Raw genomic sequence first — 15760 nt, 5'->3', positions numbered from 1 at the left:
TCCCCTGCCGGTCCCCGCAGCAACCGGCAGGATCACAGATAGTTCGCCGTCTGGCGATGGAAAAGCCACCATGGATGTCGGGGGGATGTCGGGGCAAGCGTGGCGGTCAGGCCGGAAAGCGCAACTCGATGCGCGTGCCGCTGCCGCCGGCCGCGCCATAGCTCAATTCACCGCAGAGCTGGGCCGCGAGGCTTTGGATGATCTTCCAGCCCAGGCTGGGCAGGCGCTGCACATCGAAGCCGTCCGGCAGGCCGATGCCGTCGTCCGTCACCAGCAGATGCAGTTGGCCCGGCTGGCCCGGCACCGGGTTCAGTTCGATGGTGACGGTGCCGCCGCCGCGGCCGGCGAAGGCGTGTTTCAGGCTGTTGGTCAGCGCCTCGACGATCAGCATCGCCAGCGCCAGCACCCGTTCGGGCGACTGCGGCGCTGCCCGAACGGCCACGCGGCAGGCCACGCCGGGGACGCCGGCCGCCGCCAGCATGTCCCGGCACAGCGCCTCGACATGGCTGCCGAATTCGTCGCCGGAGCGTGGATCATGCAGCCGCCGATGCAGCCGCGCCATGGTGTCGAGCCGCCGTCCCGCCTCCTCCAGCGCCGCCATCGCCCCGTCCGGCGAACGGGCGACCGACCGCCTCTGCAAATCCAGCAGGGAGGAGACGAACTGCATGTTGTTGGCGACGCGGTGCTGCAGTTCGTGGAACATGGTGGTCTGCGCCTCCAGCAGGGAGGCGGTTCGGCGGCGCTCCTCCTGCAGGCGCTCCAGCGCCACCCGCATGCCGTGGATCAGCGCGATGTCCACCCCGACCACCACCGCATAAAAGGCCAGCGCCAGTCCGACGGACGGATTCAGCGTCAGGGAGTCGTAGGGCGGAATGAAGAAGTACCAGGCCGCCAGCCCCGACAGCACCGCCGCGACCACTCCCGGCCACAAGCCGGCCATGAAGGTGGTCAGCATCACGGCCGGAAAGAAGGTCAGATAGGGAAATCCCGCGGGCAGGGCACCGTCGGCGGCAAGGCGCAGCAGCAGCGCGGCGGCAACCGTCAGCAGGGCCATGCCATAGCGCGGCACCGGACCGTGCCGCAGCAGCGGAAAACGCGCGAACCACTGCCAGACCGACCGACCGGACCCCATCTCCCCAGCATCCCCGAAATTTCCACGCACAGACATATGACCGGCACCCGCCGCTTGTAAGGTCAGGGAGAAGTCCGTGCACGCGAAATAACGTCCGCCCCCCGTGACCATCGTCGGGCGAAGCCCGGCGGCTGCCTTCGCCGCCCACGCGCCCGATTTGTCCAAAGCTGTTCACAACTCCGCCACATCCGTTCATGCCGGGCGGGCACTTTGTTCAATCCACGGAGCGATTGTGACGTTGCGCGGCGGCCGGAGCCTTCCGCCCCGGCGCCCCACGAACCACAAAGGCTGAAGGAGCCCCGCCCCGTGAAGACCCGTCTGAGCGCGCTCGCCATCGCGGCCACCCTGTCCGTCTCCGCCCTTGCCCTCTCCGGTACGGCCCAGGCCGGCGCCACCTTCGACGGCGTGAAGCAGAAGGGCTATGTCCAGTGCGGCGTCAATCTGGGCCTGTACGGCTTCTCCTCGCCCGACGACAAGGGCAAGTGGTCGGGCCTTGACGTCGACATGTGCCGTGCCGTCGCCGCCGCCATGTTCGGCGATGCCGAAAAGGTGAAGTACACCCCGCTGTCGGCGCAGCAGCGCCTGCCGGCGCTCCAGTCCGGCGAGATCGACATCCTCGCCCGCAACACCACCCGCACCCTGACCCGCGACACCGCCAACGGCCTCAACTTCGGCCCGACCAACTATTTCGACGGCCAGGGCTTCATGGTGTCGGCCAAGCTGGGCCTGAAGAGCGCCAAGCAGCTGAACGGCGCCACCGTCTGCGTCCTGCCCGGCACCACCACCGAACAGAACGTGTCGGATTACTTCCGCGCCAACAAGATGACCTTCAAGCCGGTCGTCATCGAGAAGAACGAGGAGCTGAACAAGGCCTTCTTCGCCGGCCGCTGCGACGCCCTGACCTCCGACGCCTCCCAGCTGGCCGCCATCCGCGCCGCCGAGGTGCAGAACCCCAACGACTTCGTCATCCTGCCCGAGCTGATCTCGAAGGAGCCGCTGTCCCCGGCCGTCCGCCAGGGTGACGAGGAGTGGATGAACCTGGTCACCTGGACCTTCTACGCCATGGTCCAGGCCGAGGAGAAGGGCCTGACGTCGGAGACCGTCGACGCCGCCATGACCTCTCCCGATCCGGACGTGAAGCGCCTGCTGGGCGTCACCGCCGGCAACGGCAAGGCGCTGGGCGTCGAGGAGAACTGGGCCTTCAACATCATCAAGCAGGTCGGCAACTACGGCCAGAGCTTCGAGCGCAACGTCGGCGCCGGCTCCAAGCTGAAGATGCCGCGCGGCCAGAACGCCCTCTACACCGAAGGCGGCATGATGTACGCCCCGCCGATGAAGTAAGGCCGCGTATTGCCCCCACCCTAACCCTCCCCCGCTTCGCAGGGGAGGGGATCTCTCCCTCCCCCGCCCAGCGGGGGAGGGTCGGGGTGGGGGCAAGTGTCCGCCACGCCTCACTCCCCCGCACGGAGCAACACCATGACAAACCCGGTCCAGGCGCTGAATTCCGCGCGCGTGCGGGGGTGGCTGTATCAGGCATTGTTCCTGGCCTGCGCCCTCGCCGTCGCCTGGTATCTCGTTTCCAACACGCTGACCAACCTCGCCACCCGCGGCGTCGCCACCGGCTTCGGCTTCCTGCACCGCGAGGCCGGCTTCGAGATCGGCGAGAGCCTGCTGTCCTATTCCGCGTCCGACACCTATCTGAAGGCGCTGGTCGTCGGGCTGCTGAACACGCTGGCGGTGTCGGCCGCCGGTGTCGTGCTGGCGACCGTGCTGGGCGTGCTGATCGGCATCGCGCGGCTGTCCTCCAACTGGATGGTGAACCGTTTCGCCACCCTGTATGTCGAGACGATCCGCAACGTGCCGCTGCTGCTGCAGTTGGTGGTCTGGTACACCATCATGAACCGGCTCCCCAGCCCGCGCGAGGCGCTGGAGGTGATGCCGGGCATCTTCCTCAGCAACCGCGGCATGAAGTTCCCGGTTCTGGTGGAGCATGCCGGCCATGGCTGGGCCCTGCTGGCGCTGATCGCCGGCATCGCCGCCGCCATCGCCATCGTCCGCTACGGCCGCCGCCACCGCGAGGCCACCGGCAAGCCCTTCCCCACCCTGCCGGCCGCCATCGCCGCGGTGCTGCTGCCGCCGGCCCTGGTGTTCGTCGCCACCGGCGCGCCGCTGGCCTTCGACGTGCCGGTGCTGTCCGGCTTCAACTTCGAAGGCGGCGGGTCGGTCACCCCGGAATTCACCGCGCTGCTGGTCGGCCTGTCGGTCTACACCGCCGGCTTCATCGCCGAGATCGTGCGCTCCGGCATCCTCGCCGTGCCGCATGGCCAGACGGAGGCCGGGCTGGCGCTGGGCCTGTCGCCGGGCAAGATCCTGCGCCTCGTCATCCTGCCGCAGGCGCTGCGCGTCATCGTGCCGCCGCTGACCAGCCAGTATCTGAACCTGACCAAGAACAGCTCGCTGGCCGTCGCCATCGGCTATCCGGATCTGGTCAGCGTCTCCAACACCTCGGCCAACCAGACCGGACAGGTGGTGGAGGCGGTGGCGATGATGATGGTCGTCTATCTCATCATCAGCCTCGGCATCTCCGGCTTCATGAACTGGTACAACCGCCGCGTGGCCCTAGTGACGCGATGAGGGACCCGATGAGCAAGCAGTTCCCGGCCGATCAGGCCCCCGTCTCCGCCGGTCCCATTCCCACCGGTCCCGTTCCCCCCGCCCATTGGGCCGCCTCCTACGAGGAGGAGCCGACCCAGGCCTCCGCCCCGCCCCAGGCCAACGGCATGACGGCGCTGAAGCCCTTCGGCTGGGCCAAGGACAATCTGTTCAACACGCCGCTGAACACCGTCCTGACCCTCGCCTGCCTCGGCCTGCTGTGGCTGGTGGTGCCGCCGGCGGCGAACTGGCTGCTGCTGAAGGCCAGCTGGTCCGGCTCGTCGGAGGCCTGCCGCGAGGCGGCCGGCGCCTGCTGGTCGGTGATCGTGGTCAAGCACCGGCTGATCTTCTTCGGGACCTATCCCTATGACGAGCAGTGGCGCCCCTTCCTGGCCTGCGCCCTGTTCGTGGCGATGCTGGGCGCCAGCGGCGTGCGCGCCTTCTGGCGGCCCTGGCTGGCCGGCGCCTGGGCGCTGACGCTGGTCGGCATGGGCGTGCTGATGTGGGGCGGCGTCGCCGGTCTCAGCTATGTGCCGAACGACCGCTGGGGCGGCCTGCCGATCACGCTGATGCTGTCGGTCTTCTCCATCGCCATCGCCTTCCCGCTGTCGATCCTGCTGGCGCTGGGCCGCCAGTCGTCGCTGCCGGCGATCCGCACCTTCTGCGTCGGCTTCATCGAGACGATGCGCGGCGTGCCGCTGGTCAGCGTCCTGTTCATGGCGTCGGTGATGTTCCCGCTGTTCCTGCCGGAAGGCGTCACGGTGGACAAGCTGCTGCGCGCGCTGGCCGGCATGACCCTGTTCACCGCCGCCTACCTTGCCGAAGCCGTGCGCGGCGGGTTGCAGGCGATCCCCAAGGGCCAGTACGAGGCCGCCGACGCGCTGGGCCTCAGCTACTGGCAGAAGACGGTGCTGATCGTCCTGCCGCAGGCGCTGCGCATCGTCATCCCGCCCATCGTCAACCAGTTCATCAGCGCCTTCAAGGACACCTCGCTGGTCACCATCGTCGGCCTGTACGACCTGCTGACCGCCGCCACCGTTGCGACGACCGACCCCGAATGGCGCCCCTACTTCGCCGAGGTCTACGTCTTCGCCGGGCTGATGTTCTGGATCTTCTGCTTCAGCATGTCGCGCTACAGCCAGTGGCTGGAGCGTCTGGCCAACCGCTACACCCGCCGCTGACCGGCCTTCTGGAGACACGTCATGACCGAGAACGCCATCATCGAACTCCGCAAGGTCGGCAAGTGGTACAACAGCTACCACGCGCTGCGCGACGTCAGCATCAGCATCAAGAAGGGCGAAAAGGTCGTCGTCTGCGGGCCGTCGGGCTCGGGCAAGTCGACGATGATCCGCTGCATCAACCGGCTGGAGGCGCACCAGACCGGCCACATCATCGTCGACGGCATCGAGCTGACCGACGACGTGAAGGCGGTGGAGAAGATCCGCCGCAAGGTCGGCATGGTGTTCCAGAACTTCAACCTGTTCCCGCACCTGACCGTTCTGCAGAACCTGACGCTGGCCCCCATCTGGGTCCGCGGCATGGCGAAGTCCGAGATCGAGGAAATCGCCATGATGTACCTGAAGCGGGTGCGCATCCCCGATCAGGCGCACAAGTTCCCCGGCCAGCTGTCGGGCGGCCAGCAGCAGCGCGTCGCCATCGCCCGCGCGCTGTGCATGCGGCCCGAAATCATGCTGTTCGACGAGCCGACCTCCGCGCTGGACCCCGAAATGGTCAAGGAGGTGCTGGACGTGATGACCGAGCTGGCAGGCGAGGGCATGACCATGGTCTGCGTCACCCACGAAATGGGCTTCGCCCGGCAGGTCGCAGATTCTATTGTCTTCATGGCCGAGGGCTCGATCATCGAGAGCGGGTCGCCGGCCGAATTCTTCGAGAACCCGAAAAGCGAGCGCACCCGCCAGTTCCTGGGCCAGATCCTGGAACACTGAGGCGGCATCCCCGATAGGGGGGCGCGGAGAGGCGGATAAGAGGGCCATGCCGGCGACCATTGCCATCACCGACGACGACGCGGTGACGCGCGAGACGCTGAAGTCCTACCTGACGGACGAGGGCTTCGACGTCCTGCTGGCCCGAAGTGCCGAGGAGCTGAAGGAGCTGCTGACGACCGCCGCGGTGGACGTCGTGCTGCTCGACATCCGGCTGCCGCGCCAGGACGGTCTGACCCTGACCCGCGAACTTCGCGCGGTGTCGGAGATCGGCATCATCCTGGTCAGCAGCCGGGCGGAAAAGCTCGACCGCATCATCGGGCTGGAGATGGGGGCCGACGACTACATCGCGAAGCCGTTCGAGCCGCGCGAGATCCTGGCCCGGGTGCGGAACCTGCTGCGCCGGCTGAAGGCACCGGGCGACCAGCGCGACGACCGCCGGCGCAGCTTCGCCGGCTGGACGCTGTGGCTCGACCGCATGCGCCTGACCGACCCGCAGGGCAATCCGGTGCGGCTGACCGGCGCGGAGTTCGAACTGCTGTCGACCTTCGTCTGCAACCCCGGCCGGGTGATGAACCGCGACTATCTGCTGACGGCGACGACGCGGCGGAAGACGGACGCCACCGACCGCACCATCGACAGCCTCGTCCGCCGCCTGCGCCGCCTGATCGAACCCGACCCCGCCGACCCGAGGCTGATCGTCACCGTCCACGGCACCGGCTACCTCTTCGCCGGCGACGTCACGCAGGACGGGTGAGGAAATCTTCCCACCGCCCAGGATCCCCTCTCCCCCCCCGGGGGAGGGGTGGGGGGGGGGGGGGGGGGGGGGGGGGGGCCCGAGGGGGGCCCACGCCCCCCTCCCCCCCGCGACCCCCCCACGCCTCCCCCCCCCCCCCCCCCCCCCGGGGGGGGCCCCCCCGGGGGGGGGGGGGGGACCCCCCCCCCCCCCCCCGGCCCCCCCCCCCCCCGGGGGGAGGGGGTGGGGGGGGGGGGGAGGCACAGCGAGGATCCTCAAGGGTCGCACAGTCCCCATTCGCCACCGAATCCACCCCATGCATCCCCCTCACCCCGACCCTCTCCCCGGGGGGGAGAGGGAGCGCGGGGCGGGAGAAGGCTAGACACCGAACCCCGAGCAAACTCCCCCGTCGCTTCAGTCTTGCGGCGGCCACGCGCTCGGCAACCTGGGCCACGGAAATCGCGGAAATTTTTCGCGCGCTTCCGTGGCCCATTTTTTATGCATCGAAACGGGAAACCGGCTTATTCCGAAGTCAACTCACCACATCCGGTTGCTTTTCGTTTTGCAGCATTCCTCCATAGGAAAGTCATAGATCATCCGGCAGCGGGACAAACCGGTTGATGTCTTGCCCCGGCCCACCCCGATTGCCTCAAATGCAAACGAAAAGACACGAACTGTTCACAAATGAACGCTAAACCGTTCAAAGGGCCCTGCGACGATATGCGTGTAGCAATCCGTTGAAACCGTTCACTGGCGGCGGGGGTTTGGGCATGACGGCGATCTCGACGAAAACGGGCGGCACCCTGGACGACGGCGGCGCGCGCCACCGATTCTGGACCCTGCGCCGCGCCATGGTGTCGGTGGTGGGCGTGCTGGTGGCGGCGCTGATCGCCAGCCAGGCCTGGGTGTCGCAACGCTACACCGACTTCGCGCTCGAAACCTTCAACAGCAGCGCGGCGGCGACCCTGCGGGTGCTGGCCAACGACCGCATCCGCAAGAATTACACGGAGTGGCTCCAGAACCACGCCAACGAATGGAGCCGCGACGCCTTCCTGGTCGACAGCATCAACCAGAAGGACCCGGCCAAGACGATGCTGGCGCTGAAGAACATCAACGCCCGCCCGGTGGTGGTCGACCGCGAGGTTCGGCTGGTCTCGGTCGCCGTGTACGATGCCGACATGGCGCGCATCGCCGCCACCGGCGGGGAGCAGGACAGCGTCGCCACCGTCGCCCCGCTGTTCGAGGCGCTGAAGTCGCGCGACATCGCCGACAAGCGCCGCCCGGCCAGCCTGCTGTGGCGCGACGGCCAGGGCCGGCCGTTGTTCAGCATGATCGTCCCCATCGGCGGCTTCCGCGTCCTGGGCTTCCTTGAGGTGGTGACCGATCCGCTGCCGGCCCTGTCCAGTCTGGGCGCCGTTCTCGACGCCGACATCCGCTTCACCGACGGCAAGGGCGGCGTGCTGTTCGAGGCCAAGGGCAACGACCCGTCCGACCATGCCAAGCTGTCCACCACCACCGTGGCGCTCGGCGGCGACGGTGGCCTGCCGTGGGCGACCGCGGAGATCTCGCGCGACGTCGCGGATTTCGTCGGCGCGACGGAGGAGTTGCGCAACGGCGCGATGGAAATGGTCGGCGCCTTCGCCCTGGCCGTCGCCATCGCCGCCGCCCTGCTGCTGCGCGTCGCCGTCTTCGCCAACCTGCGCAAGTTCGCCCGCGCCATGGAGCAGATCGCCGCCGGCGACCTCTCCATCGAGATCCCCCGCACCGGCCGCGACGAGCTGGCGGTGATGGCGGCGGCGCTCCGCCACCTGCGCGGCAGCGTGGAGCAGGTGCTGCTGATGAAGCGGATGGTCGACAGCAGCCCGGTTCCTACCGCACTTCTGAGCACCGACGGTCAGGTCGGCTTCGTCAACCCCGCCGCCCGGACCTTCTGCGAGGCGCACGGCATCGACCCCGCCGGTCCCGACCTGCTGGCGCAGGGACCGGACTTCACCGCCGACTGCACCGATCCCACCCGCCCGCCGATCCCGCGCCGTACCCTGACGGTCGGCGAGACGACGGTGGAGGCCCATGTCGACACCGTCTTCGACGACCAGGGCAACGTGCTGGGCAAGACCCTGTCCTGGACCGACGTGAGCGAGCAGATGCGCTCCGCCGCGCTGGCCCGCCAGCTGATGGAGGACGTGCATCACGTCGCGTCCGGCGTCGCCACCCAGTCGGGCCAGCTGCGCGAGCTGGCCGACGCGCTGCGCCGCGAATCGGCCGGCACCATCGACAGCACGGTCAGCGCCGGCAGCTTCGTCGCCGAGAGCAACCGCAACGCCACCACCTGCAACGACAGCGCCGGGGCGCTGATGGACACCATCGGCACCGTCTCCAACCTCGCGACCGAGGCGGCCGGCGTGGTCGGCGCCACGCTGGACGAGCTGACCGCCGCCCGCGAGGTGGTCGGCCAGCTGGGCGAGAACACCGAGCAGATCCGCCGTATCGTCGACGTCATCACCGGCATCGCCCACCAGACCAAGCTCTTGGCGCTGAACGCCACCATCGAGGCGGCGGCGGCCGGCGTCGCGGGGCGCGGATTCGCCGTGGTGGCGGCCGAGGTGAAGAAGCTGGCGGAGGAGACCGCCAACGCCACGGTGCAGATCGCCAGCTCGGTCGGCGCCATCAACGGCAGCATCCAGAACACCGTCGGCACCTTCGCCCGCATCTCCGGCTCGGTCGAGCGCATCAACGAGGTGCAGGACCTAATCGGCGAGGCGGTGGCCCGCCAGACCGAATCCTCCACCGACATCCGCAACCGCGTCGGCGTGATCGCCGGCAATACGGGCGAGGTGGCGGCGCTGATCGACGGCGTCAGCGCCCAGGCGGCGCGCACCGGCGGCATCGCCGCCTCGCTGACCGAGACGGCGAACACGCTGGCCGAGGAAGCGGCTTCGCTGCATAGTCTGCTCGGCACGCTGCGCGCCGGGCAGGCGGCCTGACCCGCCCGCCGCAGGACGGCGGGGACTGGGGCGGGTTGGGGGGCGGGTCTGGGGATGGGTGTCGGGATGCGGCTGCTGTTGCTTCTGCTGCTGGCGATCGTGTCGGCCTCACCGGCACTGGCCCCACCGGCCCATGCGGAGGACGGCGACACGCTGGAGCGCATCCACAGCCGCGGCTTCCTGATCTGCGGCCTGCGCAGCGGGGTCAGCGGCATCTCCTTCTCCGATCCGCAAGGCCATCTCGACGGCTTCCTGGTCGATGTCTGCCGGGTCTTCGCCGCGGCGACGCTCGGCAATTCCCAGGCGATCCGCGTCGTCCGCCTGCCGGAAAAGCCGCAGGAATACCAGGCGGTGGAGAAGCACGAGGTCGACGTGGCGCTGACCACCACGACCTGGACCTTCAGCCGCGACCTGTCGAACGACATCGAATTCCTGATGCCGCTTCTGCATGACGGCCAGGGCTTCGCCATCCACAGCGACGGCGCGCCGCCGCCGCTCGACCGGCTGGGCGCCCGCACCGTCTGCGTCAAGACCGCCACCACCACCGTCCGCAACCTGGAGGACTATATCCGCAAGTCCGACCTGCCCTGGACGATCCGCACCTTCCAGACGCTGGACGAGGCGCTGCAGGCCTTCCTCGCCCATGAATGCGACCTGCTGACCACCGACCGCACGGTGCTGGTCACCTCGCTGGCCGGCTACCGCCAGGCCGGGATGGGCATCACCATCTACCCCGACGTGATCTCGCGCGAGCCGCTGACCCCCTACATCGCGCGGGGCGACCGCAACTGGTACGACATCACCCGCTGGGTCCTCCATGCCATCGTGCTGGCCGACGCCAAGGGCGTCACGTCCGCCGACGTGCAAGCCGGCCGCATCCCCGACGACCCCGAACTGCACCGCATGCTGGGCCACGCCGGCAGCGTCTCCCGCACGCTGGGCCTGCCGGACGACTGGGCTTTGCAGGTGCTGGCGCAGGTCGGGAACTACGGCGAGATCTTCGACCGCAATCTCGGCACCCCCTACGGCATGGACCGCGGCATGAACAGGCCCTGGACCCAGGGCGGCTTGCTCTACGCGCCGCCGTTTAGATAACGCACCCCGAGCCCCCCAAGATCCCCTCTCCCCCCCGGGGAGAGGGTTAGGGTGAGGGGGTCCCGGGGCGAGGATTCTCGGGATAGTCACGCGGTGCATCCCCCTCACCCCGACCCTCTCCCCGGGGGGGAGAGGGGGATTTCATCATCCCCCTCACGCCGCCAGCGCCACGCCGAGATGCCGTTCCAGCAGCGCCGCATCGGCCTTCGCCTGCGCCGCCGGCCCGGCATGCACCACCCGGCCGCGGTCGAGGAAGACCACGCGGTCGGCGAAGTCCAGCGCGCGGTCGACCTGCTGTTCCACCAACAGGATCGTCATGTCCAGCTTCGACAGCGCCGCCATCAGCGTGTCGCAGATCACCGGCGCCAGCCCCTCCAGCGGTTCGTCCAGCAGCAGCACCGTCGGCTTGCCGAGCAGGGCGCGGGCGACCGACAGCATCTGCTGCTCGCCGCCCGACAGCTCGCCGCCACCGTTGCGCCGCCGCTCGCCCAGCCGGGGGAACAGCTCGTACGCCTCCTCCAGCGCCGAGCGCGGCCGCCCCTTCAGCCCGGTGACGAGGTTCTCCTCCACCGTCAGCGATTTGAAGATGTCGCGCGTCTGCGGCACATAGCCGAGCCCCGCCGCCGCCCGCGCCGAACTGCTCATCGCGCTGAGATCCACCCCGTCCAGCCGGATGCTGCCGCCATGGCGGGTGGTCTGGCCGACCAGCGTCGCCAGCGTCGTCGTCTTCCCCACTCCGTTGCGGCCGAGCAGCGCCAGCCGCCCGCCCGCCGGCACCGCCAGCGACACGCCTTCCAGGATCAGCGTCTTGCCGTAGCCGGCGCGCAGATCCGCAACCTCGAAAGCTCCGATGGGGGCTCCGACCGGTTCAGTTGGCATTGGCGCGGCTCCCCAGATAGACCTCGCGCACGCGCGGGTCGGCGACGATCTCCTTGGCGGTGCCGCTGCACAGCAGCCGCCCTTGCGCCAGCACGACGATGGTCCTGGCGAAGCGGAAGACGAGGTCCATGTCGTGCTCGATCATCAGCACCGCCAGATCCTTGGGCAGCCGGTCGATGGCGTCGAGGATGCGCTGGCTTTCCGAATGCGGCACGCCGGCCGCCGGTTCGTCCAGGATCAGCACCTTCGGCTTCATGGCAAGCGCCAGCGCGATCTCCAGCAGCCGCTGCTGCCCATAGGCCAGCGAGCCCACCGCCGTGTGCGCCACCTGCGTCAGCCCCATGGTGTCGAGCAGCCCCGCCACCTCGTCGGCCAGCCCGGCCACCCTGGCGACGTTGGCGAACAGGCGGAAGGTGCGGCGGTCGCGCTGCAGGACGGCCAGTTCCAGATGCTCGCGCACCGTCATCGACTTGAACAGCCGCGCCACCTGGAAGCTGCGGATCAGCCCCAGCCGCACCCGCTCCGCCGCCGACAGCCGGGTGATGTCGCGCCCGTCCAGCCGGATGGTGCCGGCGCTGGGCGGGATCACCCCGGTGACGAGGTTGACGAAGGTGGTCTTGCCCGCCCCGTTCGGCCCGATCAGGGCGCAGCGGTCGCCGGAATTCAATGTCATGGAGATGTCGGACGACACCTGCAGACCGCCGAAATTCTTGGACAGCCCCTCCACTTCCAACAACGCCGTCATGCCCGGTCCTCCTTCCCGCGCAGCAGCCCACCCAGCCGCTCCACGCCAGAGGCGATGCCGCCGGGCAGGAACAGGACGATGCCGATCAGGAACAGGCCGATGAAGCCCATCCAGTGGAAGGGGTCGCTGGCCGCCAGGATATGGTGGATGCCCATGAAGGCCGCCGTGCCGATCACCGCGCCATAGAGCCGCCCGGTACCGCCCAGCACCAGCATCACCAGCGCCTCCGCCGACCAGGGGAAGCCGGCGCTGTCCAGCCCGACGATGCCGCTGGTCACCGCGGTCAGGGCGCCGGCCACCCCGGCGAACACCCCGGCCACGCCATACAGAACCACCAGATAGGATTTCGGCGAACCGCCGATGGCGGAGATGCGCAAGGGATCTTCCTTCACCCCGCGGCAGGCCAGCCCGAAGGGCGAGCGCACGATCCGCCGCGCCACCAAGAGCCCGACCACCAGCACCGCCAGCGCGAACAGGTACGATGTGCGGCCGAACATGTCGAAGCGGAACATCCCCAGCACCGGCGCCGGGTCGATGCCCGACAGCCCGTCGCTGCCGCCGGTCCAGTCGCGCGCCTTGTTGGCGACCTCCTGCACGATCTGCCCGACCGCGATGGTCAGCATCAGCAGGGTCAGCCCGCGCGCATGCAGGATCAGCGCACCGGTGACCAGCGCGATCAGCCCGCCGGCCAGCCCGCCGGCCGCCAGCATGGCGAAGGGGTCGTTGTTCCAGTTGACCGCGACGATGCCGGCGGCATAGGCGCCGGTGCCGAACATCGCCGCCTGCCCCAGCGTGGCGATCCCGCCATAGCCGAGCACGAGGTCGAGCGACAGCACGAACAGCGCCGAGGCGGCGATGCGGGTCAGCAGCGCCAGATCGTCCGGCAGCAGCCAGAAGGCGGCCAGCCCGACCGCGGCGACCAGCGGAATGCCGATCCAGTCCAGGTCGCGGCGGGCCGCCAGCGGGGTGCGTCGGGTCATCTGGCCGGCCTTGCCGTCTCGCTCCGCGACGCTCGTCATGCCGTCCTCCCTTTGAAGAAGCCGTGGGGCCAGCGGAACAGGATCAGGATCAGGGCGGCGTAGAAGAAGAACTCGCCGAAACTCGGGATCAGGTATTTGCCGGCGGTATCGACGATACCCAGCGCCAGCGCCGCCGCCGCCGAGCCGAAGATGCTCCCCGCCCCGCCGACCGCCACCACCGCCAGGAACAGCACGATGTAGCGGATGGCGTAATAGGGCTCCAGCGGCAGCAGCTCCGCCCCCAGAACGCCGCCCAGCGCCGCCAGCCCGGTGCCGAGCGCGAAGGTCGCCAGATAGAGCCGCTCCGTCCGGATGCCCAGCGCCGCCGCCATCGCGGGATCATCGACCGCCGCGCGCAGCCGGATGCCGAAATCGGTGCGCTCCAGCAGCCACCACAGTCCCAGCAGGGTCACCGCCCCGGCGGCGATCACGAAGGCGCGGTGGGTCGGGATCGCCTTCGGACCTAGCTCCACCGTGCCGGTCAGCAGGTCCGGCAGCGGGATGCGCTTCAGCGTCGGGCCGAACAGGTAATTGATGCCGGCGACGATGACGAAGGTCAGCCCGATGGTCAGCAGCACCTGCGCCAGTTCGTTGGCCGAGCCGTAGATGCGGCGGTACAGCAGCCGTTCCAGCGGCAGCGTCGCCAGCACAGTCAGCGCCACCGCCACCACCAGCGCCGCCGCGTAGGGCAGCCCGGCCTCCTGCGCCGCATAGGAGGCGATATAGCCGCCGACCATGGCGAAGGCGCCATGCGCCAGATTGACCACCCGCATCAGCCCCAGCGTCACCGACAGCCCGACGGAGATGATGAAGAGGATCATGCCGTAGGCGACCCCGTCGACGGCGATCCCGAACATGGTTTCCATGATGTCTCTCCGTCCTCCCTCTCCCGCCCCGGGGCTATGTCATGCGCGAACCTCCCATAGGCGCAAACTTGCAGGATTTTGCCTATTTCCCAATGGGCCGGCACTTTTATTGGGCGTCATCCCCGCGGAGGCGGGGATCCAGGCTTACCGATTGGTTTTGCTTGGGAAACACTGGATCCCCGCCTTCGCGGGGATGACGGTCGATAAGGAATGTGCTCGGCTTGCGACGACAATCAAACCTGCTAGTTAGCGCCTATGAGGGACAACCCCCTCACTTCGCCAACTTGTACCCATAGTCCGGCTGCTTCGGGAACGCCTGCTTCTCGACATTCTCCAATTTGCCGTCGACCTTCTCGACGGTGCGCAGATAGATCGTCTGGGTGACGTGGCGGCTGTCCGGGTCGATGGTCAGGGGTCCGCGCGGGCTTTCCCAGCTCATGCCCTTCACCGACTCCACCGCCTTGGCGCCGTCGATCTTGCCGCCGCCGTTCTTGATCATCTGATAGATGACGTGAACGCCGTCATAGGCGCCGACCGAGGTGAAGGTGACGGAGTCGTAGGACCCGAACATCTCCTTGTGCTTGGCGACGAAGGCCTTGTTCATCGCCGAATCATGGGCGCGGCTGTAGTTGAAGGTGGTGGTGATGCCCATCGCCGCGTCGCCCAGCGCCGGCAGGTCCGGTTCCTGGGTCAGGTCGCCGGGGCCGAAGAACTTGATGCCCGCAGCCCGCAGCCCGGTGTCGTTGAAGGCCTTGGCGAAGGCCAGCGTCGCCGGACCGGCCGGCAGGAAGGCATAGACGGCCTCGGCGCCCGAATCCTTGATGCGCTGCATGAAGGGGGCGAAGTCGTTGGACTTCAGCGGCATGCGGATGGTGTCCACCACCGTGCCGCCATGCTTCTCGAAGGTGGTCTTGAAGGCGGCCTCGCCGTCGATGCCGGGGCCATAGTCGCTGACCGCCGACACCGCCTTCTTGATGCCCTGCTTGGCCATGTATTCGGCCAGCGGCACCGTGTTCTGCCACAGGGTGAAGGAGGTGCGGACATAACGCGGCGACTTCTCCGTGATGGCGGAGGTCGCGGCGTTGAAGATCACGCAGGGAATATTGGCCTCGTCGATCAGCGGGGCGACGGCCAGCGCATCCGGCGTGAAGAAATAGCCGGCGAGGAAGGACACCTTGTCCTTGACGATCAGTTCCTGCGACAGCGCCTTGGACTGGGAGGGGTTCGGCTGGTCGAGGTCCTTATAGATGAACTCCACCGTGTCGTTGCCGACGGTCTTGCCATGTTCGGCCTGATAGACCTCGATGGCTTCCTTGAAGCTCTTGCCGACCACGCCGAACGGGCCGGAGAAGGGCGCCACGACACCGACCTTGATGGTGGCGGCGCCGGCCGGACCGGCCGCCAGCGCCAGACCGAACGCCGCACCCAGCAGCGCGTTGCGCAGAGTCCTCGTCATTGTCCCTCCCACATGTGACCATATGCCGGCGCCGGAATCCCAACCCCAATTCTTGGGTTCCGGTCATTGACTGTTGTGCCAACCGTACTGAGGGATGGACGAACCGTCAAGTGCGATATTTGAAGCTGCGTTCTATAATCGCACACAACCGGCCTCTTCAGTAAGATACTGAAATAGAATGTGTTTAAGTTCACTCGCGGTGTATTTCACCGCGCAAATCTCATGTTGCGGCGCAATATGGGCGATAAACGCC

At 68.3% G+C, this 15760-nt stretch carries 13 protein-coding genes; 7 read left to right on the top strand and 6 right to left on the bottom strand.

Annotation, left to right across the window (positions count from 1 at the left end):
* Window positions 1-106: 106 nt before the first annotated feature.
* Window positions 107-1132 (bottom strand): DUF4118 domain-containing protein, encoded by a 1026-nt coding sequence (locus FZ029_RS10540; protein ID WP_149269207.1) that lies wholly within the window; start codon window positions 1130-1132, stop codon window positions 107-109.
* Window positions 1133-1438: 306 nt separating this feature from the next.
* Between FZ029_RS10540 and FZ029_RS10535 the strand changes: the two genes are divergently transcribed.
* The 7 genes from FZ029_RS10535 (at window position 1439) to FZ029_RS10505 (ending at window position 10542) form a co-directional block, all read left to right on the top strand.
* The gene (locus FZ029_RS10535; protein WP_149269206.1) at window positions 1439-2473 is read left to right on the top strand and encodes an amino acid ABC transporter substrate-binding protein; all 1035 of its coding nucleotides are present in this window, start codon (window positions 1439-1441) and stop codon (window positions 2471-2473) included.
* Between the two features lie 135 nt (window positions 2474-2608).
* Complete coding sequence (locus tag FZ029_RS10530; RefSeq protein ID WP_149269205.1) at window positions 2609-3766, top strand: amino acid ABC transporter permease; 1158 nt, start codon at window positions 2609-2611, stop codon at window positions 3764-3766.
* Complete coding sequence (locus FZ029_RS10525) at window positions 3763-4965, top strand: amino acid ABC transporter permease (RefSeq protein WP_149198782.1); 1203 nt, start codon at window positions 3763-3765, stop codon at window positions 4963-4965. The genes FZ029_RS10530 and FZ029_RS10525 overlap by 4 nt, the downstream gene beginning before the upstream one ends.
* 21 nt (window positions 4966-4986) lie before the next feature.
* On the top strand, window positions 4987-5730 hold the full coding sequence (locus tag FZ029_RS10520; RefSeq protein WP_085091901.1) for an amino acid ABC transporter ATP-binding protein: 744 nt from the start codon (window positions 4987-4989) through the stop codon (window positions 5728-5730).
* Between the two features lie 46 nt (window positions 5731-5776).
* Window positions 5777-6484, top strand: coding sequence for a response regulator (locus FZ029_RS10515; RefSeq protein ID WP_149269204.1), 708 nt, complete (start codon window positions 5777-5779; stop codon window positions 6482-6484).
* 749 nt (window positions 6485-7233) lie between these two features.
* Entirely contained in the window at window positions 7234-9447 is a 2214-nt protein-coding gene (locus FZ029_RS10510) for a HAMP domain-containing methyl-accepting chemotaxis protein (RefSeq protein ID WP_149269203.1), read from the top strand.
* Between the two features lie 66 nt (window positions 9448-9513).
* Window positions 9514-10542: an amino acid ABC transporter substrate-binding protein gene (locus FZ029_RS10505; RefSeq protein WP_247892251.1), complete on the top strand. Its 1029-nt coding sequence runs from the start codon at window positions 9514-9516 to the stop codon at window positions 10540-10542.
* 153 nt (window positions 10543-10695) lie between these two features.
* Here FZ029_RS10505 and FZ029_RS10500 read toward each other — a convergent pair whose 3' ends face one another.
* The 5 genes from FZ029_RS10500 to FZ029_RS10480 all read right to left on the bottom strand — a co-directional run bounded on the left by FZ029_RS10500 (window position 10696) and on the right by FZ029_RS10480 (window position 15507).
* Window positions 10696-11421 carry an ABC transporter ATP-binding protein gene (locus FZ029_RS10500; RefSeq protein WP_149269201.1) on the bottom strand — a complete coding sequence of 242 codons (726 nt, stop codon included), beginning with the start codon at window positions 11419-11421 and terminating at the stop codon, window positions 10696-10698.
* Window positions 11411-12166: an ABC transporter ATP-binding protein gene (locus FZ029_RS10495; RefSeq protein WP_149269200.1), complete on the bottom strand. Its 756-nt coding sequence runs from the start codon at window positions 12164-12166 to the stop codon at window positions 11411-11413. The genes FZ029_RS10500 and FZ029_RS10495 overlap by 11 nt, the downstream gene beginning before the upstream one ends.
* Entirely contained in the window at window positions 12163-13185 is a 1023-nt protein-coding gene (locus FZ029_RS10490) for a branched-chain amino acid ABC transporter permease (protein WP_149269199.1), read from the bottom strand. Before FZ029_RS10490 ends, FZ029_RS10495 begins: the two co-directional genes overlap by 4 nt.
* Window positions 13182-14051: a branched-chain amino acid ABC transporter permease gene (locus FZ029_RS10485; protein WP_149269198.1), complete on the bottom strand. Its 870-nt coding sequence runs from the start codon at window positions 14049-14051 to the stop codon at window positions 13182-13184. Before FZ029_RS10485 ends, FZ029_RS10490 begins: the two co-directional genes overlap by 4 nt.
* A gap of 271 nt (window positions 14052-14322) precedes the next feature.
* Complete coding sequence (locus FZ029_RS10480; RefSeq protein WP_149269197.1) at window positions 14323-15507, bottom strand: ABC transporter substrate-binding protein; 1185 nt, start codon at window positions 15505-15507, stop codon at window positions 14323-14325.
* Window positions 15508-15760 lie beyond the last annotated feature (253 nt).

The organism is Azospirillum sp. Sh1 (genome assembly GCF_008365135.1).
Lineage (GTDB): Bacteria > Pseudomonadota > Alphaproteobacteria > Azospirillales > Azospirillaceae > Azospirillum > Azospirillum oryzae.
The sequence above is the reverse complement of the archived record's forward strand: the minus strand, read 5'-3'. Positions and strand labels throughout refer to the sequence as shown.

Bases quoted from the DNA above. Each gene is read 5' to 3' on its own strand.
- FZ029_RS10540 (WP_149269207.1), bottom strand. From the start codon at position 1,132: ATGGGGTCCGGTCGGTCGGTCTGGCAGTGGTTCGCGCGTTTTCCGCTG.
- FZ029_RS10530 (WP_149269205.1), top strand. From the start codon at position 2,609: ATGACAAACCCGGTCCAGGCGCTGAATTCCGCGCGCGTGCGGGGGTGG.
- FZ029_RS10525 (WP_149198782.1), top strand. From the start codon at position 3,763: ATGAGGGACCCGATGAGCAAGCAGTTCCCGGCCGATCAGGCCCCCGTC.
- FZ029_RS10520 (WP_085091901.1), top strand. From the start codon at position 4,987: ATGACCGAGAACGCCATCATCGAACTCCGCAAGGTCGGCAAGTGGTAC.
- FZ029_RS10515 (WP_149269204.1), top strand. From the start codon at position 5,777: ATGCCGGCGACCATTGCCATCACCGACGACGACGCGGTGACGCGCGAG.
- FZ029_RS10510 (WP_149269203.1), top strand. From the start codon at position 7,234: ATGACGGCGATCTCGACGAAAACGGGCGGCACCCTGGACGACGGCGGC.
- FZ029_RS10505 (WP_247892251.1), top strand. From the start codon at position 9,514: ATGCGGCTGCTGTTGCTTCTGCTGCTGGCGATCGTGTCGGCCTCACCG.
- FZ029_RS10500 (WP_149269201.1), bottom strand. From the start codon at position 11,421: ATGCCAACTGAACCGGTCGGAGCCCCCATCGGAGCTTTCGAGGTTGCG.
- FZ029_RS10495 (WP_149269200.1), bottom strand. From the start codon at position 12,166: ATGACGGCGTTGTTGGAAGTGGAGGGGCTGTCCAAGAATTTCGGCGGT.
- FZ029_RS10490 (WP_149269199.1), bottom strand. From the start codon at position 13,185: ATGACGAGCGTCGCGGAGCGAGACGGCAAGGCCGGCCAGATGACCCGA.
- FZ029_RS10485 (WP_149269198.1), bottom strand. From the start codon at position 14,051: ATGGAAACCATGTTCGGGATCGCCGTCGACGGGGTCGCCTACGGCATG.
- FZ029_RS10480 (WP_149269197.1), bottom strand. From the start codon at position 15,507: ATGACGAGGACTCTGCGCAACGCGCTGCTGGGTGCGGCGTTCGGTCTG.